This is a genomic window from Acinetobacter sp. CIP 102637 (assembly GCF_000368425.1).
Taxonomy (GTDB): Bacteria; Pseudomonadota; Gammaproteobacteria; order Pseudomonadales; family Moraxellaceae; genus Acinetobacter; species Acinetobacter parvus.
Genome location: NZ_KB849435.1, coordinates 1,788,047 through 1,808,630, shown reverse-complemented (window position 1 = coordinate 1,808,630; position 20,584 = coordinate 1,788,047). Strand labels below are relative to the sequence as shown.

The 20,584-nt window shown below is 44.7% G+C and carries 20 protein-coding genes and 1 tRNA gene; 13 read left to right on the top strand and 8 right to left on the bottom strand.

Annotation, left to right across the window (positions count from 1 at the left end; translation table 11 throughout):
* Positions 1 to 134: 134 nt before the first annotated feature.
* The 13 genes from F967_RS11685 to F967_RS11625 all read left to right on the top strand — a co-directional run bounded on the left by F967_RS11685 (position 135) and on the right by F967_RS11625 (position 12,405).
* Positions 135 to 1,421 carry a glycosyltransferase family 4 protein gene (locus F967_RS11685; RefSeq protein WP_004800060.1) on the top strand — a complete coding sequence of 429 codons (1,287 nt, stop codon included), beginning with the start codon at positions 135 to 137 and terminating at the stop codon, positions 1,419 to 1,421.
* A 27-nt stretch (positions 1,422 to 1,448) separates the two neighbouring features.
* Positions 1,449 to 2,000, top strand: coding sequence for a phosphatase PAP2 family protein (locus F967_RS11680; RefSeq protein WP_004675495.1), 552 nt, complete (start codon positions 1,449 to 1,451; stop codon positions 1,998 to 2,000).
* A 105-nt stretch (positions 2,001 to 2,105) separates the two neighbouring features.
* The gene (gene iscX, locus F967_RS11675) at positions 2,106 to 2,306 is read left to right on the top strand and encodes a Fe-S cluster assembly protein IscX (protein WP_004652532.1); all 201 of its coding nucleotides are present in this window, start codon (positions 2,106 to 2,108) and stop codon (positions 2,304 to 2,306) included.
* Between the two features lie 112 nt (positions 2,307 to 2,418).
* Positions 2,419 to 2,850 (top strand): nucleoside-diphosphate kinase, encoded by a 432-nt coding sequence (gene ndk, locus F967_RS11670; RefSeq protein WP_004683185.1) that lies wholly within the window; start codon positions 2,419 to 2,421, stop codon positions 2,848 to 2,850.
* Positions 2,851 to 2,972: 122 nt separating this feature from the next.
* Complete coding sequence (gene rlmN, locus F967_RS11665) at positions 2,973 to 4,208, top strand: dual-specificity RNA methyltransferase RlmN (protein WP_004800057.1); 1,236 nt, start codon at positions 2,973 to 2,975, stop codon at positions 4,206 to 4,208.
* Between the two features lie 17 nt (positions 4,209 to 4,225).
* Entirely contained in the window at positions 4,226 to 5,026 is an 801-nt protein-coding gene (gene pilW, locus F967_RS11660; protein WP_004800054.1) for a type IV pilus biogenesis/stability protein PilW, read from the top strand.
* Positions 5,017 to 5,808 (top strand): helix-turn-helix domain-containing protein, encoded by a 792-nt coding sequence (locus tag F967_RS11655; RefSeq protein WP_004675501.1) that lies wholly within the window; start codon positions 5,017 to 5,019, stop codon positions 5,806 to 5,808. The genes pilW and F967_RS11655 overlap by 10 nt, the downstream gene beginning before the upstream one ends.
* A gap of 22 nt (positions 5,809 to 5,830) precedes the next feature.
* Complete coding sequence (gene ispG / locus F967_RS11650) at positions 5,831 to 6,946, top strand: flavodoxin-dependent (E)-4-hydroxy-3-methylbut-2-enyl-diphosphate synthase (protein WP_004800052.1); 1,116 nt, start codon at positions 5,831 to 5,833, stop codon at positions 6,944 to 6,946.
* Positions 6,943 to 8,235: a histidine--tRNA ligase gene (hisS, locus tag F967_RS11645; protein WP_004800051.1), complete on the top strand. Its 1,293-nt coding sequence runs from the start codon at positions 6,943 to 6,945 to the stop codon at positions 8,233 to 8,235. The genes ispG and hisS overlap by 4 nt, the downstream gene beginning before the upstream one ends.
* Before the next feature lie 32 nt (positions 8,236 to 8,267).
* Entirely contained in the window at positions 8,268 to 8,966 is a 699-nt protein-coding gene (locus tag F967_RS11640) for a YfgM family protein (RefSeq protein ID WP_004800049.1), read from the top strand.
* Positions 8,966 to 10,108: an outer membrane protein assembly factor BamB gene (bamB, locus tag F967_RS11635; protein WP_004800048.1), complete on the top strand. Its 1,143-nt coding sequence runs from the start codon at positions 8,966 to 8,968 to the stop codon at positions 10,106 to 10,108. The genes F967_RS11640 and bamB overlap by 1 nt, the downstream gene beginning before the upstream one ends.
* Positions 10,109 to 10,283: 175 nt before the next feature.
* Complete coding sequence (der, locus tag F967_RS11630; RefSeq protein ID WP_004757160.1) at positions 10,284 to 11,693, top strand: ribosome biogenesis GTPase Der; 1,410 nt, start codon at positions 10,284 to 10,286, stop codon at positions 11,691 to 11,693.
* 64 nt (positions 11,694 to 11,757) lie between these two features.
* The gene (locus F967_RS11625) at positions 11,758 to 12,405 is read left to right on the top strand and encodes a 4'-phosphopantetheinyl transferase family protein (RefSeq protein ID WP_004800045.1); all 648 of its coding nucleotides are present in this window, start codon (positions 11,758 to 11,760) and stop codon (positions 12,403 to 12,405) included.
* Between the two features lie 53 nt (positions 12,406 to 12,458).
* On the opposite strand, the gene secF is transcribed toward F967_RS11625, so the two are convergent.
* The 8 genes from secF to F967_RS11585 all read right to left on the bottom strand — a co-directional run bounded on the left by secF (position 12,459) and on the right by F967_RS11585 (position 20,376).
* Entirely contained in the window at positions 12,459 to 13,427 is a 969-nt protein-coding gene (gene secF / locus F967_RS11620) for a protein translocase subunit SecF (protein ID WP_004800042.1), read from the bottom strand.
* 10 nt (positions 13,428 to 13,437) lie between these two features.
* Positions 13,438 to 15,339 (bottom strand): protein translocase subunit SecD, encoded by a 1,902-nt coding sequence (gene secD / locus F967_RS11615; RefSeq protein WP_004800041.1) that lies wholly within the window; start codon positions 15,337 to 15,339, stop codon positions 13,438 to 13,440.
* A gap of 51 nt (positions 15,340 to 15,390) precedes the next feature.
* Positions 15,391 to 15,720 carry a preprotein translocase subunit YajC gene (gene yajC, locus F967_RS11610; protein WP_004675516.1) on the bottom strand — a complete coding sequence of 110 codons (330 nt, stop codon included), beginning with the start codon at positions 15,718 to 15,720 and terminating at the stop codon, positions 15,391 to 15,393.
* A 109-nt stretch (positions 15,721 to 15,829) separates the two neighbouring features.
* On the bottom strand, positions 15,830 to 16,960 hold the full coding sequence (gene tgt / locus F967_RS11605; RefSeq protein ID WP_004800039.1) for a tRNA guanosine(34) transglycosylase Tgt: 1,131 nt from the start codon (positions 16,958 to 16,960) through the stop codon (positions 15,830 to 15,832).
* A gap of 386 nt (positions 16,961 to 17,346) precedes the next feature.
* On the bottom strand, positions 17,347 to 17,916 hold the full coding sequence (locus F967_RS11600) for a LemA family protein (protein ID WP_004762077.1): 570 nt from the start codon (positions 17,914 to 17,916) through the stop codon (positions 17,347 to 17,349).
* Between the two features lie 31 nt (positions 17,917 to 17,947).
* Entirely contained in the window at positions 17,948 to 18,973 is a 1,026-nt protein-coding gene (locus tag F967_RS11595; RefSeq protein ID WP_004762075.1) for a hypothetical protein, read from the bottom strand.
* Positions 18,974 to 19,150: 177 nt separating this feature from the next.
* A complete protein-coding gene (gene queA / locus F967_RS11590) occupies positions 19,151 to 20,188 on the bottom strand; it encodes a tRNA preQ1(34) S-adenosylmethionine ribosyltransferase-isomerase QueA (RefSeq protein WP_004800037.1) in 1,038 nt (345 codons plus the stop codon).
* Positions 20,189 to 20,289: 101 nt separating this feature from the next.
* Positions 20,290 to 20,376: transfer RNA gene (locus tag F967_RS11585), tRNA-Leu, on the bottom strand.
* Positions 20,377 to 20,584 lie beyond the last annotated feature (208 nt).

The following is a 20,584-nucleotide window of genomic DNA, read 5'->3' as shown; positions in this document are numbered from 1 at the left end:
GCTCCGCTTGATGTTTAAGTGCAGCATTTTCGTTTTTTAAAGCTGTCAATAAACTGTCATACACTGATCATTAAAGTGTCAAAAAATATTTATAAGCTAAACGTATGAAAATAACGACACAAATGGATGGCGATATGCAAAGTACATACGCGACATCTCTATTAAAGCAAGATCAGTTTCCTGAAAATTTTAAATTCTATTTTAAAAGGAAGCAGCAAAAAGATCAGTCTTATGAACGATCCGAGCTGCGGGATTTGGTTCGTCCACGTCTTAGAATCGCAATTGTAACTGAAACATGGCCACCAGAAATCAATGGTGTGGCTTTATCCATGATGCAGTTATGTCAGGGCTTGCAACGTCTTGGGCATAAAATACTGCTGGTTCGTCCAGTTCAGAAAGAAACCTGTGCGGAATTCCATCCTGAACAGGAATGTCTGGTGCTGTCCCAACCGATTCCAAAATATCCAAGCCTGCAATTTGGCTGGCCGCAATATCTAAAGGTCACCAAAGCTTTTGAAAAGTTTTCACCTGATGTGGTGCATATTGTGACTGAAGGGCCTTTAGGACTCACTGCACTACAGGCAGCCAAAGCAAAGAAGATTGCGGTGTCCAGTGGCTTTCATTCGCCTTTTCAGGATTTTAGCCGCTTCTTTGACCTAGCCTTTCTGGTTAAGCCTATCCAGCGTTACTTAACCTGGTTTCATAATAGTACCGATGTGACCTGTGTACCGAGCCAGTATACCGAACAGGCACTGCGTGGTTTTGGCGTGACTTGTCCATTGGTTGTGGTTGGCCGTGGTGTCGATACGGTACGGTTCTCCCCCAAACATCGTTCCCAGCGACTGCGCCAACAATGGGGTGTCGATGCTGATACCCGTGTGATGCTGTATGTCGGGCGCTTATCACCCGAAAAAGAAGTTGATGTGCTGATTAAAAGCTTCCATGCCTTGCAGGTCCAGCAGGGTGTCAATATCAAGTTTGTGATTGTGGGTGATGGACCTGACCGTATCCGACTCAGCAAGATGACCACATCCAAAGACGTAATCTTTATGGGGAGTCTTGGTGGGCATGAGTTGGCAACAGCCTACGCAAGCGCAGATGTTTTTACCTTTGCCAGTCAGGCGGATACCTTTGGTAACGTGGTGCTGGAGGCAATCGCCAGTGGTTTGCCTGTGATTGCCTATGACTACGTCTGTGCACACCAGCACGTCAAACACAATATCACAGGATGGTTGAGTCCTTTGGGTCATACAACCGACTTGATCCAGTCCATTTGCCGTTTACCCGCGCTTCCTCAATTGCGGCAAATGGGTTTGCTGGCTAGTGAAAGCGTACAGCACAGCAGTTGGCAGTTTCCTGTACAGCAACTTGAACAAGCACTTTATCAGGTGGTGAAGGAGTCTCCCATGACCTCTACCTAAACTATTCTCAACAAGAGGAGAAAAAGTATGAAATTTCAAAATGCAAAAATAAAAATGCTCGATCTCGATTTAAAAGGCTGCGTATATCTCAATCATCTCTCCCAGACGCAAGCAGTTGCCCTGTTTTTTAAAACCATCAGTCGTTTGGGAGATGGACCTTTTTGGTATGTGATGCTGCTGTCCGTATGGATCATGCAGGGGTTGGCATACGGTCTACAAATTCTGTACCTGATTGTGGCAGGTTCAGCAGGCACCTTAATTTATAAATTCCTCAAACACAAAACCACACGTCCAAGACCTTACCAGGTCCATCAAGTCATTGTTTTAGGTGAACGGCCACTGGACCATTTTAGCTTTCCATCAGGCCATACCCTGCATGCGGTGATGGTTACGATGACCTTGGGCTATATTCAACCCATCTTATTATTGTTGATGTTGCCATTTACGATTCTGGTTGCATTGTCACGAATGATTCTTGGGCTACATTATCCAAGTGATGTGATTGTGGGGGCGATCATTGGGGCATCGGTTGCAAGTACAATCATCGTGCTGGCACCGAGCTTTAATATTCTTTTATAAATATAACAGTAAATTTGGGGTGAATTTACCGAAACAGCACTATCCCTTAAATCTGCTGATTTGTTAAAGTAGGCTAAATCACATTCATTACACTCAGGTTGTCACATGGGCTTACGTTGGACAGATACGATTGATATTGCGATTGAACTCACCGAAGCGCATCCAGATGTTGATCCACAATGGATTCGTTTTACCGATTTACACGCATGGGTCTGTGCCTTGCCTGACTTTAGTGATGACCCCAACAAGTCAACAGAGGGCTTGCTGGAAGCCATCCAAATGGCATGGCTGGATGAGGTTCGATAAAAATTCATCAGAAATTAGCGAACTTTTACAGATTCAAGCTGATTATTGGTGCTGACATCGGTATAATGCGGCAAATTTTTTTAATGTTTAGACCTAGATTAGGGAGCCAATCATGGCAATTGAACGTACTTTATCAATCGTAAAACCAGATGCAGTTGCAAAAAACCACATCGGTGACATTTTTGCCCGTTTTGAAAAAAATGGCTTAAAAATTGTTGCAACTAAAATGAAACACCTTTCTCAAGCGGATGCTGAAGGTTTCTACGCTGAGCACAAAGAACGTGGTTTCTTTGCTGACCTCGTTGCATTCATGACTTCTGGTCCAGTGGTTGTTTCAGTTCTTGAAGGCGAAAACGCAGTTCTTGCTCACCGTGAAATCTTGGGTGCTACAAATCCTAAAGAAGCGGCTGCTGGCACAATCCGTGCTGACTTTGCTGTAAGCATCGACGAAAACGCGGCTCACGGTTCTGATTCAGTTGCTTCTGCTGAGCGTGAAATCGCTTACTTCTTTGCTGACAACGAGATCTGCCCACGCACTCGTTAATCCAAAGCATTCAGGCCAGATAAGTGGTATACTGCTTATCTGGTTTTTTATTTTCTTATAGATCGGTTTGTGTAAATAATGCACAGCCTTTTCTAGCGTTGACATCTTTTAGGTAAATTCACATGAGTTCTGTAGCCGTAGTTTCATCAGAAAATCTGGATGAAAAACAACAGTCCTGCGCTACGCCTGTGGTTCAAGCTACTGCTGCAAAAGTGAACCTATTGGGCATGTCTCGTCCTGAACTGGAAAAATTCTTTGAAGACCTGGGCGAAAAGAAGTTTCGTGCTGGTCAGGTAATGAAATGGATTCACCAGTATTTCGTGACTGATTTTGCTGAGATGAGCAATATCTCAGGCAAGCTGCGTGAAAAACTGGAAAAGATTTGTGAGATCAAGGCACCTGAAGTGGTGCACCGCAACTATTCCAAAGACGGTACACGTAAGTGGGTGTTCCGTGTTGGCGATGGCGAGGGTTCCCTGGTTGAAACCGTGCTGATTCCTGCTGAAGATAAAGCAGGTGCACGCAAGACCCTGTGTATTTCTTCGCAAGTTGGTTGTGCGCTGGATTGCTCATTCTGCTCTACAGGCAAGCAAGGTTTCCAGCGTGATTTAACCCCTGCGGAAATTATCGGTCAGCTCTGGATGGCAAACTATTCCTATATGGAAGATGTGCCTGTTGCTGAGCGTGAACGTACTGTAACCAATGTTGTGATGATGGGCATGGGTGAGCCATTGCTCAACTATGATGCTGTCCTGAGCTCCATGCAGTTGATGCTGGATGACTTTGCCTATGGCATGTCCAAGCGCCGAGTGACGCTGTCAACCTCAGGTGTGGTTCCGAAAATTGACCAGTTGGCGCAGGATATTGATGTGGCATTGGCGATTTCACTGCATGCGCCAAATGATGAGCTACGAAATGAGCTTGTTCCAATCAATAAAAAATACCCATTACAACAATTGATTGCTGCATGTCAGCGTTATCTGGCCAAAGATGGCAACGAAAGTGCTCGCCGTCATGTCACCATTGAGTATGTGATGCTAGATGGGGTCAATGACCAGCCTGAACATGCACAGCAGTTATTAAAACTATTGAAAAACCTGCCAAGTAAAATCAACCTGATTCCATTTAACCCGTTTCCACATGCGCCTTATGGGCGTTCAAGCCGAAACCGTATTATTGCATTCCAAAAAACTTTGTCTGATGCGGGTTTTGTGTGTACGATTCGTCAGACACGTGGCGATGATATTGATGCTGCCTGTGGTCAATTGGTGGGACAGGTGGCTGACCGTACCCGTCGTGCCGAACAGTGGAAAAAGAAAGTGGCGCAGCAACAAGAAATTTTGCGCACACAAGGATAATACTTGAGGGTAAAGCGTTGAATACAACTCGACCAAAAACGATTCTAGCAAGTGCTATTGTATTTACTGTCTTGGGCCTGGGTGCCTGCCAATCAAACACACTGAAAAAAGACCCTGAAAAAGGGGTGCAGGTGCGTACCCAGCTCGCCGCAGAATATATTCGTACAGGTGACCTGGATTCAGCCAAACGCTCCCTTGATCAGGCGTTGAAAGTCGATTCCCGTGATGCAAACGCCAACATGATGATGGGCATCCTGCTGCAACAAGAGGGCAGTAAACCCAATATGGAGAAAGCGGACGCCTATTTCAAGCGTGCGATTTCCTCTGAGCCGAATAATGCACAGGCCCGTAATAATTACGGTACATATTTGTACCAGCTGCAACGTTATAATGATGCCATTGAGCAATTTACCCGTGCGGGTGCAACCCTGGGCTATGAGCAGCGTTATCAGTCGCTGGAAAATCTGGGGCGGATCTATTTAAAACTGGGCGATGTTGCGAATGCTGAAAAATCATTCAAACAGGCGCTACAGGCGAATCGAAATGCCACCATCTCCATGTTAGAGTTGGCGGAAATTTTCTATTTGCAGCAGAATAATAGAGATGCATCACAGCTTTATGAACAATATGTTCGTAATGTGGGGCAGAAGAATCAGGGTGCCCGTGCACTCTGGATTGGTATACGCATTGCTCGAGCCAATGCGGATCAGTTGGGAATGCAGGTGCTGGTCAACCAGATGCGCGCCTTGTTTCCTGATAGTCCAGAATATCAACGTTATTTGCAATTACAGTACAGTACTGAGGCCGTATGGAAATAAATCCAAATTCACATCAGCCAACTGGCTCAAACTCACTTTCGTCATCGTTGGGAAATATTCAACGACCTGGTGAGTATTTGCGTCAAATTCGTATTGCACAAAAGAAAGAACTTGAAGAGATTGCAAACGTATTGAACATGCCTGTCAAAACTCTGACTGCATTGGAGCAGGATGACTACAAGTCATTGCCTGAGGCGACGTTTATCAAAGGATATTACCGTGCCTACGCAAAATTCCTGAATGCGGACGCCAGCGCCATCATCCAGCGTTTTGATGAAATCTATGTCAATGACACGGGTCTCAAGGCAAATCATGCCCTGAGTAACTCACCGATCAAGACCATGGGTAAGCTTGCTGGTTCGAAAAGTGTGCGCAACCGTAAATGGTTGAATCGTATTGCTATTTTAGCTACTGTTTTAGTCTTAGGTTGGTTGGCAGTGATGGCTGTACAAAATTGGACATCTAGCCAGAAAGATGAGGCGGATGTGCCTAAAATCACCAACTCGGATGTTGAGATTCTTCCAATGGGGAATAGTGTTGCAACAACGGGTGACCAGCTTGTATTGAATTTTAGCCGACCAACCTCTGTGCATATTGTTGATGCAACAGGTAAAGTGCTGGCAACAGGTCGTCAAGCATCTACATTAACTTTGAGTGGTGAATCACCATTCCAAATTCGTTTAGATGATGCAACCGCTGTATCCTTGACCTTAAATCAGGAACAGATTTCCTTGTCTCCATATACTGTCAATGGAAAAGCAGATTTCCGTTTGTCTCGTTAACGCCAAAGAGTAGAGCTATACGATGATTGTGAACCCCATTAAACGCCGTTTGACTCGAAAAATTCGGGTAGGTTCGGTGTATGTCGGTGGTGATGCCCCGATTAGTATTCAAAGCATGACCAATACCGAAACCTGTGATGTCGATGCAACGGTTGCGCAAATTCAGCGCTGTGCCGATGCAGGTGCCGACATCATGCGTATTTCTGTGCCTTCAATGGAAGCGGCGGAGGCGTTTGGTGCCATCCGTAAGCGTGTTTCTGTACCATTGGTGGCGGACATTCACTTTGATCATCGTATTGCCTTGGCGGTTGCCGATTATGGTGCAGACTGTCTACGGATCAACCCAGGAAACATTGGTTCAGACCAAAAAGTCCGTGAAGTCGTGGCTGCGGCCAAACATCATGGCATCTCAATCCGTATTGGGGTGAATGCTGGATCACTGGAAAAAGACCTACAGGTCAAATATGGTGAACCAACAGGACAGGCCCTGCTTGAGTCTGCCATGCGTCATATCGACATTCTTGATCGTTTAGACTTTCATGAGTTTAAAGTCAGTGTTAAGGCATCGAATGTATTTTTAACCATGGATGCTTATCGTTTATTGTCTCAACAGATTGATAATCCACTGCATTTAGGTGTAACCGAAGCAGGGATTTATCGTACAGGCACGGTGAAATCAGCTATTGCGTTGGGTGGCCTGTTGATGGAAGGCATTGGCGACACCATGCGTATCTCATTGGCGGCTGAACCTGAAGATGAAATTAAAATCGGTTTTGATATTTTAAAATCGTTAGGTCTACGTTCCAATGGAATCAACTTTATCGCCTGTCCAAGCTGTTCGCGTCAGGAATTCAATGTGATTCAGGTGATGCAGGCGCTGGAAGAGCGTCTGGAAGACATTCGTACCCCAATGGATGTTTCAGTGATTGGCTGCAAGGTCAATGGACCTGGGGAAGCCAAAGAGGCTGATATCGGGATTGTCGGTGCATCACCTCGTTCGCTGGTCTACCGTAATGGCGAAAAGAGTCATTTGATTGACACCAATCAGTTGGTTGATGAAATTGAAACAATGGTTCGTCAACGTGTTCAAGAGCTTGAAGAAGCAAAATCTAAAGAAATTATTCGTAGTTCATCATGAGTTCAATTGTCGCGATCAAGGGTTTTAATGACATCCTTCCAACGCAAACTGCGGCTTGGAGAAGTCTGGAACAACAATTAGCATCTTTAATGGATGCCTATGGCTATCAACAAATCAGGTTGCCGATTGTAGAGCAGACAGGTTTATTTAAACGTGCCATCGGTGATGCAACAGATATTGTTGAAAAGGAAATGTATACCTTTTTCGACAAAGGTAATCCGCCAGAATCACTGACTTTGCGTCCAGAAGGCACGGCGGGTTGTGTACGTGCCATGCTGGAACATAACCTGCTACGAGGCGCTGCGCCGCGAGTTTGGTATGTGGGTCCAATGTTCCGTTATGAAAAACCACAAAAGGGCCGTTATCGCCAGTTCCACCAGTTTGGTGTGGAAACCTTTGGCGTGGCAACACCTGATATTGATGCTGAAATCATTTTAATGACTGCACGTTTATGGAAACGTATGGGTGTGGCAGCGAGTGTACGTCTTGAGCTGAATACTTTGGGTGAAACCGATGAGCGTGCAGAATATCGTGCAGCTTTAGTTGAATTTTTAAACCAGCATAAAGAGGCATTGGACGAAGATTCGCAACGTCGTTTAACCACTAATCCATTGCGTATCCTTGATTCTAAAAGTGAATCCACCCAAAAGATTCTGGAAAATGCACCCAAGTTGCATGACTTCCTAAAAGAAGATTCAATCCAGCATTTTCAGCAATTGCAGCAATATTTAACTGATGCTGGGGTTGAGTTCGTGATTAACCAGAAACTGGTTCGTGGTCTGGACTACTACAACAAGACTGTTTTTGAATGGACCACCACCATGTTGGGTTCACAGGGGACGGTTTGTGCGGGTGGCCGTTACGATGGTCTAGTTGGGCAGCTAAAAGGCAAGGTGGATCAGTCTGTGCCAGCAGTCGGTTTTGCTATGGGGATGGAACGCCTGTTGTTGTTGCTTGAGCAGGTCGAGCAGGCGAAAGAAGTGCGTGACTGTGAAGTGTTTCTGGTAGCCGAACCAGCTTGTCAGGCAAAAGCTTTGGTGTTGGCAGAGCAAATCCGTGACCAGTTAGAAGCAGCAAACAGCTCAATTCGTCTGAAAACAGGTTCACAAGGCAGTATGAAAAGCCAAATGAAAAAGGCTGATCAATCGGGTGCAATCTATGCCGTAATTCTGGGTGAGCGTGAATGGGAATCACAACAGCTTTTGGTGAAAGAGCTTGCCACGGCTGAACAGTCACAGGTCAGCCTGACTGAGCTGACTCCATTTTTTATCGAAAAATTTAAACAATAAATTGCACAATATTTTAGGAAAAGGACAATCACATGAGTTTAAGTGATGAAGAACAACTCGACCAGATAAAGTCGTTTGCCAAAAAATATGGTTCTGCCATGATTAGCGGAATTCTCATTGCCCTGATTGCCTTTTTCGGATGGGAATACTGGCAAAAGAAGAACTTGACTGAAGCCCAGAATCAAACCGCCAAGGTGCAAAAGCTGATGGATGAGGCGAAAGCGGTATCAGGTCAGCCAAATGCCTTGGCAACAGTCTCTGAAGCGGCAGACAAAATTGTCAAGGATGATGCGGATTCTGTGCAGGCGATTCAAACTCAATTTATCCTGGCGAAACTTGCTTATGATAAACAAGACTACGCTGCAGCTGAAAAAGCATTAAAGAAAGTTGAAAACTCAAAAGTTAAAGATGCGGGTTTGGTGCAAATTGTAAAAATACGTTTAGCGGATTCACAATTAGCACAAAAGAAATATGATGAGGCGCTGAAAACCTTATCCAAGGTGACTGAACCAGCATTTAAAGCAACCGCAGATGAGTTACGTGGCGATATCTATGTTGCGAAAAAAGACAATGCATCCGCGCGTAAGGCGTATCAAAGTGCCTGGGATAACCTGCTTGAGCGTAAACAGGAGCGTCAGCTTTTACAAATTAAACTCGAAAGTGTTGGCGTTTTAGTAGATGATCCTGAAATTGAGCGCCCGATCTTAGATACCAAAGTGGATGAGTCTTAATGCAGAATAAACTAAAACTACCTTTGGCCATTGCAGTTGCTTCAGCTTTATTGCTTGGATGTTCAAGTAATAAGGTTAAAGAGGCCAAACCAAATCCATTGCCGAAAATTCAGCAACAACAAGGCTTGAACCTTGTGTTTTCGCAAAGTGTTTCATCTACAAGTGCGGCTGAGGCTTCACGCCTACAGTTGGATACCGACAATGGCGTGATTTTTGCGATTGATCCTGATGGTCAGGTTTCTGCCTATAAGGGCAAGCAGCGTCTTTGGAAAAGCAAGATTACCAAACAGGAACTCACTGCTGGTGTAGAGGCGGCTGAGGGAATTGTTGTGGTGGGCAACCGTAAGGGACAGTTGTTTGCTTTAGATCAGGCTACTGGTAGCCAAAAATGGTCTGCCAAATTATCTGGTGCGATTTTGTCTCCTTCTCTCATTCAATCGGGACGAGTTATTACGATTGCAAATGACGGGACTGTATTTGCGCATGACGCTGTATCTGGGCAACAGGTTTGGGCATATAAATTGCCAAACGTCCAGTTTAGCCTACGTGGTCAGCCTGCACCTGTACGTTTGGATGACCGTACTATTTTGGTCGCATCAGCGAATGCCTATGTATATGGTCTGGATGTGATTAGTGGTGTGCCGCGTTTCCAGCGCCGTGTTGCGATCAGTGAAGGACGTTCAGACATTCAGCGCCTGATTGACATTGTGGGCGATCCAGTGGTTGCGGGGCAGTATCTGGTCACCACCAGTTTCCAGGGACAGGTCACAGTCACTGATCTGGCTACACAACGTGTAGTGTGGAGTGAAGATGCCAGCAGTACCAACCGTCCAGAAGTATCGGGTGACAAGGTATTTGTTTCTACGGTGGATGGTAAGCTGAATGCCTATAGCCTGAGCACAGGTCAGTTGGCTTGGCAAAATGAGGAGTTGCTGAACCGTCAGCTCAGTAACCCTGTCATGTTGGGGCAGAGCCTTGTGGTGGGTGATATGGATGGTGTGATCCATCTGCTTGATCCTGCTTCGGGTAAACTGGTTGGGCGTGCCAAAACCAGTGGTGAAGTGCAGTCACTACGCGTGATTGATAACCAGCTTTATGTTGCTACGCGGAAAGGTGCATTAAGCATTTGGCAGAATCGTTAATTTTAGCTCTGCTTGTGCTAAAATAATCAATTAGCGATTGCTAAACAGAACATTGATCGGGGTATTTGATTATCAAAGCCCCGAATTTTTATTGTGATTACTTGATCACCAAAATCTTCCATACTGTTTCTGATACGATGTCATCAAGATGGCTCGTCTGAATTAAGGTTAGTTTATGAAACCCGTTATTGCGCTCATTGGTCGTCCAAACGTCGGAAAATCAACGCTATTTAACCAGATCACCAAAAGTCGTGATGCTTTGGTTGCTGACTTCGCTGGTTTAACCCGTGACCGCAAATACGGTGATGCGGTTTATCAGAACAAATCGTTCATTGTGGTCGATACAGGTGGTATCGGTGAGAATGAGGGGGGTATCGACACCTATATGGCGGAGCAGTCAAAAACTGCCATCCATGAAGCCGATATCATTATTTTTGTTGTGGATGCCCGCGCTGGCTTATTGGCTTCAGATGAGCAAATTGCGCGTGAGTTGCGTACCCTTGGCAAGAAAGTCTACCTCGTTGCCAACAAGGTCGATGGTGTGCATGCGGAAGCAGCCTTGGTGGAGTTTTATAAGCTTGGTATGGGTGAACCCATCCAGGTCGCGGCCAGTCATGGTCGTGGTGTGCAGCAAATGCTGGAAGAAGTCCTGGCGGAAGTCCCAGAAGATGAAAATCCAGAAGAACACAATAAAAACACGGGCTTGCGTTTAGCAATCATTGGCCGTCCCAATGTGGGGAAATCAACGCTGGTTAACCGTTTACTCGGTGAAGAGCGTGTGGTGGCTTTTGACCAGCCTGGAACAACACGTGACTCGATTTATATTCCATTTGAGCGTGATGGCCGCCAATATACCCTGATTGATACCGCAGGTGTGCGTCGTAAAGGTAAGGTCGATGAAATGATTGAGAAGTTCTCAATCGTTAAGACCCTTCAGGCCATGAAAGATGCCAATGTGGTGGTTGTGGTGGTTGATGCCCGTGAGGGGATTGTAGAGCAAGACCTGCATTTAATTGGTTATGCGCTTGAAGCGGGTCGTGCCATGGTCATTGCCATCAACAAGTGGGACAATATGAGCGAGTATGACCGTAAGCAATGCAAGCTTGATGTTGAACGCCGTTTTGACTTTATTCCCTGGGCAAAAATTCACTTGATTTCTGCATTGCATGGAACTGGAGTGGGAGAACTCTATCCATCCATTCATCGTGCTTATGAATCTTCAAACTTAAAAGTTTCACCAGCGAAACTGACCCAGATATTAAATGATGCGACTGAAGCGCATCAGCCGCCATCCATTGGTGGCCGCCGTATTAAAATGCGTTATGCGCATATGGGCGGACAAAATCCACCAACCATCGTGATTCATGGCAACAAGGTCGATAAAACCCCGGCGGATTACCGTCGTTATTTAGAGAACGTGTTCCGTAAAGTGTATAAGCTTGAGGGTACGCCTGTAAAAATCGACTTTAAGACCTCAGAAAACCCATTTGAAGGGCGTAAGTCTCAAGTGGATGAGCGTGTTGCCGCACGTAAACGTCGTTATATCCAGAAATTTAAAAAGGCGGAAAAGAAATTCAAGCGTTAAGTTTTTTCTTGATGTCAAAAGCCCAAAGTCTGCTTTGGGTTTTTTTATTGCAATGAGGGCAGTTATGGCACGCATCATCCAGATTTATGTTCAGGCATTGGCTCAACTGCTTGAAAAGAAGAAAACAGATTTTGCTGATTTAAGCCGCTTTAATCATTATAAAAAACAGCAGATACAAGCTCAGCGTAACCAGCTTCTGGCCAATCAACTGAATTGCGCCATAGACGATCTAGCTTTTGCCCAGCATGAACATGGCAAACCTTTTTTAACATCTCATTCGCTACATTTTAACCATTCACATAGTCAGCAATATTATGCTTTGGCCATGAGTGAACGTGTTAAAGATATTGGGGTCGATGTTGAGGAATTGGATCGTCATGTTCGCTTTGATGCTTTGGCTCAGCATGCATTTCATCCCGAAGAATATCAAACATGGCAAGAAAGTCAGGATAAAGAATATTGGTTTAGGGTATGGACGACCAAGGAAGCAATTTTAAAGGCATCGGGTTTGGGGATTCGTTTGGACCTGAATAGTTTAAATACCCAGATTCATCCAACCAGTCATGGAGGAATGTGTTCCCATCCACTACTGGGGACTTTTGCCTATCAGAATTTTATCTTAAATCAGAAGATTGTGTTGACAGTGGCATGGCGGGCAGAGCAGTCCTGTCGTGGTTTTCAGTTTCCACAGATTGAGGTGATTCGGCCATAAAAAATGCCAGCAATTATGCTGGCATTTTATTTGAATCAAGAGAAGTAGAAAGTTTAAGGAATCTCTTCTTCTTCAAACTCAGGTTTAACCTGAACAATAAAGTCCTGACGATTCAGGCCACGCCATAAAGCGAAAGCTGTACCGATATAAATGGATGAGTAAGTACCCACAAATACACCGATAAACATCGCCACAGAGAACCAGTGCAGACCATCACCACCCAGGAACATCATGGCAAGCACCACGAGTAACAGGGTCATCGAGGTATGGATCGTACGGCGTAAGGTTTCAGTAAGGGCAATATCCACGATTTCACGCGGGGTTGCACCACGAATCTTACGGAAATTCTCACGGATACGATCCGATACAACGATGTTATCGTTAAGCGAGAAACCAATGACAGCAAGTACCGCAGCCAGAACCGTAAGGTCAAATGGCCACTGGAACAGGGCAAATGCACCAAAAATGATCACAATATCATGGAATAGCGACAGCACAGCGCCAATTGCCAGTTTGATCTCGAAGCGAATGGTTACATAGATCAGCATCAGCAGGAGCGCAAGTGCAACCGCACCCGCAGAACGTACATAAAGTTCATTACCCACTGCACCCCCGACAGAATCCACCTTATGCACTTCTGCGGCATTGTTTGGCAATTGAACCGCTTTGGTGATGGTGTTGTTCAGGTCTTCAACATTAAGGTCTTCCTGAACAGGCATACGCACGATCAGGTCAGTGTTACTGCCCAGAGTTTGTACCACGGCATCCTTGAATCCAGCACGATCCAGTGCCTGAACTACCTGAGCAGGCTGAACCGCCTGTTTATAGTTCAATTCAGCCGATATACCACCCGTAAAGTCTAAACCTAGGTTTAAACCCTTAGTGGCTATAAAGAAAATACTCGCAATGGTAATCAAAATCGAGAAGATTGCGGCAGGTTTGGCAATCTTCATGAATGGAATGATTTTTAGATTATCTGGACGACCGTATTGTTTTGAGTCTTGTTGAGTCAGATCAGTCATGTGAATCTCCTTAAATACTCAACTTTTTCAAATTACGGCGTTTGCCATAAATGAGCTGTACGATGGCACGAGTCACGGTAATCGCAGTAAACATTGAGCAGATGATACCGATCATCAAGGTCACAGCGAAGCCCTTGATTGGACCTGTACCAATTGCAAACAGAATAAATGCCACGATAAAAGTGGTTAGGTTCGAGTCAAAAATGGTGTTGTAGGCTCGATCATAACCCGCGACAATGGCTTGCTTGGGCGATGCACCCCACAGCATCTCTTCCCGTATCCGTTCACAGATCAGGACGTTGGCATCGACCGCCATACCAATGGTGATCACGATACCTGCAATACCTGGCAGGGTGAGGGAAGCGCCAATCCATGACATTACAGTAAGAATCATGGCAAGGTTGAACACCAATGCAAAGTTGGCAATCAAACCGAATAAACGGAAGAACACGATCATCCAGATCGCAACCAACAGGAAGCCGATTTGGGTAGATAACACGCCCTTATCAATATTTTCCTGACCCAGGCTAGGACCGACTACACGCTCTTCCACGAAGTACATTGGTGCAGCCAAGGCACCTGCACGAAGCATCAACGCCAGTTCAGCCGCTTCCTGTGGAGAGTCAAGCCCTGTGATACGGAACTGTGAACCCAACACGGCCTGAATGGTTGCGGCATTGATCACCACAGACTCGGTATATGGAGTACGAACTTCAGTTTGGGTCCCTGTTTGAGGATCAGTGACATAGCTGATTTTTTGCTTATTTTCAATAAACAGCACTGCCATTCGTTTACCCACAGCATCACGGGTGGCATCTGCCATGAGCTTGCCACCAGCGGAGTCCAGAGTAATGTTGACTTCTGCACCACCTGAATCCTGACTAAAGCCAGAGCTTGCGTTCTGGACGCGTTCACCGGTCAAAATACGGTTACGGTTTAACAGAAGTTGTCGGCCACTATCCAGTGATTCATAGGCAAATACTTCCGTGCCTGGAGGAAGCGGCTGACCATTATATTTTCCTGTATATGGGTCAATATATTGATCATTACTATCAGCAACCAAGCGGAACTCAAGGTTTGCGGTACGTCCAAGAACACGTTTTGCCTCGGCAGTATCCTGTACGCCTGGCAATTCAACCACAATACGGTTGTTACCCTGTGTCTGTACCAGTGCTTCAGCCACACCCAACTCGTTAATACGGTTGCGTAGGGTGGTCAGGTTCTGGTTCACTGCATAAGACTGGATTTCCTGACGGCGTGCATCAGTGTAATTCAGTTTTAAGGTGGCGCCTGTAGCCGTTGCAACCGCCTGCTGGGTAAACTCATTACTATTACGGCGCAGGAAATCTGCCGCGGCATCACGGTCAGCATTGTCAGCAAATTGGATGGTAATGGTGTTATTACTTAAATTAAGGTTGTTAAACTTGATTTTGTTGTCACGAAATTGACGACGCAGATCAGTTGCAGATGTTTCCATACGCTGACTAATTGCTTTATCCATGTCGACTTCAAGCAGGAAATGTACACCACCACGCAAGTCCAAACCAAGTTTCATCGGTTTGGCCCCAATCTTTTGCAGCCATTCTGGTGTGGTTGGTGCAAGGTTGAGGGCAACCACGTAGTCATCACCCAAATCACGGCGCAGCACTTCCTTGGCCTTTAACTGGGCCTCTGAGGAGTCTAAACGTAATAATGCCGCGTTGTTGGTGAAGCTGTTGTCGTGACTGCTAATGTTGGCAGCTTTTAAAATCTGCTCAGCTTTTTGCACTATGCTCTGATCAATCTGGGTACCTGCCTTTGCCCCAGAAATCTGGACAGCAGGTTCATCTGGATACAGACTAGGAAGTGCATATAACGTACTGATCACAAGTACCACAAGGATCAGTAAATATTTCCATGCAGGGTAACGCATTCGCTTTCTTCTTAAATGAAAAAGTCGTGCTGAGGCACGACGATCTTATGATTAAAGGTTGTTTAAAGTGCCTTCAGGCAATACTGAAATGACACTGGCACGCTGGATTTTGACCTCTACGCCACGAGAAAGCTCAACAACGGCAAAGTCACCATCAAGTTTGGTGATTCTCCCCATCAAACCACCAGCAAACACGATTTCACTGCCAACACCTAGGCTTTCAATCAAAGAACGATGTTCTTTGGCACGTTTCGCCTGTGGTCTCCAGATCAGGAAATAGAAGATCGCGATAAATACCGCAATCATCAATAAGTTTGCCATCAGGCTAGGACCTTGCTGAGCCGCTGGTGCAGCGTGAGCAGTAGAAATTAAAAAGCTCATTTCGATTTCCTAAAGTTAAAAAGCCAAAAAATTAACAATAAATTCCAATTCGTTTTGCAATGTACCCTGTCTTGCGGTCAGGCGCAAATCTTGATGCACTTACTTCACATTAGTCTTCAGGGCAGGGTGGAACTTCCAGTCCACGACGCCCATAAAAGTCCTGAACATAGTCATCAAATGTGCCATTATCCAGTGCATCACGCATGCCCTGTGTCAGGCGCTGGTAGTAACGCAGGTTATGGATGGTGCCAAGCATGGAGGCCAGCATCTCACCACATTTCTCTAAATGATATAAATAGGCACGGGTGAAATTTTTACAAGTGTAGCAGTCACAATGTGGATCTAAAGGTCCTTTATCATGACGATATTTACTGTTACGGATTCTGACCAGACCATCAGTGACAAAATAATGGCCATTACGGGCATTACGAGTTGGCATCACGCAGTCGAACATATCGACACCACGGCGAACGGCTTCAACGATGTCTTCTGGTTTACCAACACCCATCAAATAACGTGGTTTATCCTGTGGCATTTTGTTTGGTAAATAATCAAGCACCTTGATCATTTCTTCTTTCGGTTCACCCACCGATAAACCACCAATCGCATAGCCATCAAAGCCAACCTCTAACAGGCCGTTGAGTGACTCATCACGCAGGTCTTCGTACATGCCACCCTGAATAATGCCGAATAAGGCATTTTTATTCTTAAGTTCATCATGGTGGTGGGTTTTACAACGTTTTGCCCAGCGTAAGGAAAGCTGCAATGATTTTTGCGCTTCTTCATGGGTTGCAGGGTAGGGTGTACACTCATCAAAGATCATCACGATGTCTGAATTGAGTACACTTTGAATCTCCATTGAAATTTCAGGAGACAGGAACACTTTCGAACCGTCGATAGGCGAGCGGAAAGTCACGCCCTCTTCCTTGATTTTACGCATTGCACCCAGGCTAAACACCTGAAAACCACCTGAGTCGGTCAAAATTGGTTTATCCCATTGGATAAACTCATGTAGGCCGCCATGCTCCTTAATTACTTCCAAGCCAGGACGTAAATATAAATGGAAAGTATTTCCCAAAATAATCTTTGCCTGAATCTCTTCAATGTCACGAGGTAACATACCTTTCACTGTACCGTAGGTACCCACGGGCATAAACACAGGTGTTTCAACCACACCATGTTCTAACGTTAATCGACCACGACGGGCACGTCCCGACTGACCTAATTTTTCAAATTTCATGACACATCCTGAGCAAGATCGAAGCACTGCTTTGAGCGCAGCGCAAGGCGAAAAAACAGTTCGCTGATCAAAAGCGGCTATTTTCCTTGATTATGGCGTGTAGTTCTACTACTAAATGTAGCGAGGGATAAAATAAAAAAGTTTTCTGTATGAAGTGGCTGAATATTGGTTGGTGATGTGTGGAAAAGTCCCCCCTTTGAAAAAGCATAGGTATCTACAATCTGTAACCCCCTCCTAGCCTCCCCCTTGAAAAGGTGGAGAAACACCATTTAAATCAATTCTTTATAGGATTCTTGAGAAGTCTCCCCCTGATAAGGGGGAGATCTAGAGGGGGTAAAATTAGAACTTGATGATCCTGCTTTGAAAAAGGGGGACTGAGGGGAATTTTAAAAATTCGGCTTATAGTCGAAATTATCTGTCGCAAGATTATCCTTAAACGGGCGAATGGTTTTCTTGGATAAGGTTAGGGTATTGATCAGGTTGTTGGGGAACACCTCGATCTGGTTATTAAATAATTCTACGTTACGGTTAAAGATGGTAATGGCAGCACCGACATTTTCATTTTGTTCCTGAATATCATCCATCATCTTGCTATACAGCGCATCGGCTTTGAGTTCGGGATAGTTCTCAACCACGACATTGAGGCTACGGATCAGTTCCTTACTCATTTTTTCAATGTGCTGTAACTGGGAAATATCCGTGTCATTCATATTTAAATTGAGAATCTGTTGACGTAGCTCAGTGACTTTTTCCAGTGTCGATTTTTCAAACTGGGTGTATTGGGCCAGCGTTACCTCTAAGGCTTCTAGCGTTTTGACTTTTTGACGTTCAAAATTTGCAACTTCAGACCAAGCACGTTTGGTGGCATTAAAGTAACGCACGATGTTGTTTCGTGTATAAACACCCCACACTATGATCACAACAAAAATTCCCAGGAAGATCAGTAAACCTGTCATCGCTATTCCTCTTATTGTTATCGCCAGATTACTAGCTAATTAAATTCAGCATCAGTTGTTGAAACTTTTGATATTGCGGCATGGTCATGGTACGTAAATGTCCACGCAATGCTGAAATATTATGAATTTCACTGCGTTTACTGGCGGTTTGGAAAAGGTTTTGTTCGCCGAGGTAACACAAAATTTGCTCTTCATGATGATAAATTAAATCACCTGAAAAATGTTCAAAAAAATCATGCAATTTTAAGGTCATACTGGGGCCAACTTCCTTGGCGAGCTGATGCTGGTCAAGACCGAAAATTTTAAGTTTCTGGTTGATTAAAATATCGCTGCTTTGCCATGAGTTGGTATAGGGCGCAAAAAAACGTGAACGCTGATTGCTCACCGCGACACCCAACGCAGGTATCTGAAAGATAAAAGCCCCCCACAAATCCTTATGAATTTCTTTTACGATTTTTTTCTCATTGTTTTCCTGAAAAATTGGCATTTCACTGATGTAGTGGTATTGAAAAAGCAGAACCTGATGTTCTGTTATGCCATCATGCCATGTAGTTGAAGCATATTGCGTAATTTCGTTAGATTCAGTGCCACGGTTAAACAGTGGAAAGTACTGCTTTAACCTGCTCATCACCAGGAGGGGTTGTGCCTGTATGGGCAGGTAGGCAGGCAACTGTTGAAACAGTAAACCATAACGCAATACAGTCATGCGCTGTTCCAGATAATTGATGACCTGTGTCAATGGTTCTTTGGGTTCATAGAGTAAATAGGCTAAAAAGCCTGTTAAAAAAGCCCCCAGAAAACTCCAGATAAACTGAATATGGGGATGAAGAAAATAGCCAAAAATGAGTGTACTAATACTGGTAATTGCCAATAGATAAGGCAGTACATTAAAAAAGCGTAAACCATGATCCTCACGCCAAGGATGCAACGCATCCAGCAATTCCTGATCGTTATGTGATTTTTGCCCGATCTCCCAAAGTCGGGCAATATTGCGAAAAACCTGGGCATTTTTTTTGCGTCTTATATGTAGGGCTTCTTGGACGGTGTCGATCGGCATGGAGAGGATCAATTCATTGTAATAAGGCTAAGATCGTTTAATTATGCTTTAACTTTCATAAACCAAGAAGTGGCATGTGAATCTGATTGTTGTTTATCCCAAAGTAAATTTCCTATCATTCAATTTATTTTTATGAAGCAATAGGCTAAACCTTGATTTAGCCTATCTTTATATTCTTTAAATTTCTAGTTTATCAACCAGCATCGCATCGCCATAACTAAAGAAACGATAGCGCTGTTCAACAGCATGTTGATAGGCCGCTAAAATATTTTCTCGATTTGATAAGGCTGAAACCAGCATCAACAAGGTGGATTCTGGTAAATGGAAATTGGTGATCAGTCGATCCACGATACAGAATTGATAACCTGGATAGATAAAGATTTGTGTATCACCTGTCCAGGCTGCAATCTGACCTTGATTGGCTTGCGCTGCACTTTCAAGGGCACGGGTTGCAGTTGTACCCACAGCAATGACTTTATTGCCACGCGCCTTGGTTTCCAAAATCAGGTCAATGGTTGCCTGTGGCACATCACACCATTCACTGTGCATAATATGATTGGTGATGTCGGTGGTGCGTACAGGCATAAATGTCCCAGCACCGACATGCAGGGTCACAAAGGTTTTTTGCACACCTTTGGCTGCCAATTTTTCCAATAGATTTTGGTCGAAATGCAGGCTTGCTGTTGGGGCTGCTACACTGGCAATTTTTTCAGGGTCGTGAAATACCGTTTGATAACGCTCAGTATCAATCTCTTCAGCTTCACGGTTAAAATACGGGGGGATTGGCAACTGGCCATATTGATCAAGCACAGATAAAATTGGTTGTGAAAACTCAACGATAAACAGGTTTTCATGGCGACCCTGTACTGTCACAGGAATGGCATCTTCACCAATATATAGCTCTGCACCAGCCTTGGGTGAGTTGCTTGACTTAATGTGGCAATGAGCGGTGCGGGTATCTAGCATCCGTTCAACCAGAACTTCAATGGCACCGCCTGTGGCACGCTTTCCTTTTAAGCGTGCTTTCATGACCTTGGTGTCATTTAGCACCAATAAATCACCATCTTCCAGTAAATTCAGGATATCGGTAAAGACATGGTCATGGTAATGACCCTGTGGGTCGATATGCAGTAGGCGTGAGGCGCTGCGGCTTTCTAATGGATAACGTGCAATCAGTTCATCAGGAAGATCAAAAGAGAAGTCAGAGAGTTGCATAATTTCTTTTCCATATCGAATCAGAACAGCATCTTTCCAAGGTTTATCCCTAAAATAAAAAACCCCAAACTTTTAATGCCAGTTTGGGGTTTTTGAAATCTTGGTCCCGAGGGTCGGACTCGAACCGACACGTCATCTCTGACAGCGGATTTTGAGTCCGCCGCGTCTACCAATTTCACCACCTCGGGAAGAGTGCGATGCTTTGTGCTGCGTATAATACCCTGTTTAAAGCAGTTGTCAATCATGCATAATGATCAGTTGTTGAATTTTAGAGCAATTTATAGATTTTTTATGTGTTTTCATAAAAATGTTTAGAGATGGCGAAGTTGCTTGTTTTATAAGCAGAAATAAATTTTTGTTGAAAAGTCATGTTTTGTTGCGAATTGATCTAATCAA

Coding starts and splice junctions, on each gene's coding strand:
- F967_RS11685 (WP_004800060.1), top strand. CDS start 135: ATGCAAAGTACATACGCGACATCTCTATTAAAGCAAGATCAGTTTCCT.
- F967_RS11680 (WP_004675495.1), top strand. CDS start 1,449: ATGAAATTTCAAAATGCAAAAATAAAAATGCTCGATCTCGATTTAAAA.
- iscX (WP_004652532.1), top strand. CDS start 2,106: ATGGGCTTACGTTGGACAGATACGATTGATATTGCGATTGAACTCACC.
- ndk (WP_004683185.1), top strand. CDS start 2,419: ATGGCAATTGAACGTACTTTATCAATCGTAAAACCAGATGCAGTTGCA.
- rlmN (WP_004800057.1), top strand. CDS start 2,973: ATGAGTTCTGTAGCCGTAGTTTCATCAGAAAATCTGGATGAAAAACAA.
- F967_RS11655 (WP_004675501.1), top strand. CDS start 5,017: ATGGAAATAAATCCAAATTCACATCAGCCAACTGGCTCAAACTCACTT.
- ispG (WP_004800052.1), top strand. CDS start 5,831: ATGATTGTGAACCCCATTAAACGCCGTTTGACTCGAAAAATTCGGGTA.
- hisS (WP_004800051.1), top strand. CDS start 6,943: ATGAGTTCAATTGTCGCGATCAAGGGTTTTAATGACATCCTTCCAACG.
- F967_RS11640 (WP_004800049.1), top strand. CDS start 8,268: ATGAGTTTAAGTGATGAAGAACAACTCGACCAGATAAAGTCGTTTGCC.
- bamB (WP_004800048.1), top strand. CDS start 8,966: ATGCAGAATAAACTAAAACTACCTTTGGCCATTGCAGTTGCTTCAGCT.
- der (WP_004757160.1), top strand. CDS start 10,284: ATGAAACCCGTTATTGCGCTCATTGGTCGTCCAAACGTCGGAAAATCA.
- F967_RS11625 (WP_004800045.1), top strand. CDS start 11,758: ATGGCACGCATCATCCAGATTTATGTTCAGGCATTGGCTCAACTGCTT.
- secF (WP_004800042.1), bottom strand. CDS start 13,427: ATGACTGATCTGACTCAACAAGACTCAAAACAATACGGTCGTCCAGAT.
- secD (WP_004800041.1), bottom strand. CDS start 15,339: ATGCGTTACCCTGCATGGAAATATTTACTGATCCTTGTGGTACTTGTG.
- yajC (WP_004675516.1), bottom strand. CDS start 15,720: ATGAGCTTTTTAATTTCTACTGCTCACGCTGCACCAGCGGCTCAGCAA.
- tgt (WP_004800039.1), bottom strand. CDS start 16,960: ATGAAATTTGAAAAATTAGGTCAGTCGGGACGTGCCCGTCGTGGTCGA.
- F967_RS11600 (WP_004762077.1), bottom strand. CDS start 17,916: ATGACAGGTTTACTGATCTTCCTGGGAATTTTTGTTGTGATCATAGTG.
- F967_RS11595 (WP_004762075.1), bottom strand. CDS start 18,973: ATGCCGATCGACACCGTCCAAGAAGCCCTACATATAAGACGCAAAAAA.
- queA (WP_004800037.1), bottom strand. CDS start 20,188: ATGCAACTCTCTGACTTCTCTTTTGATCTTCCTGATGAACTGATTGCA.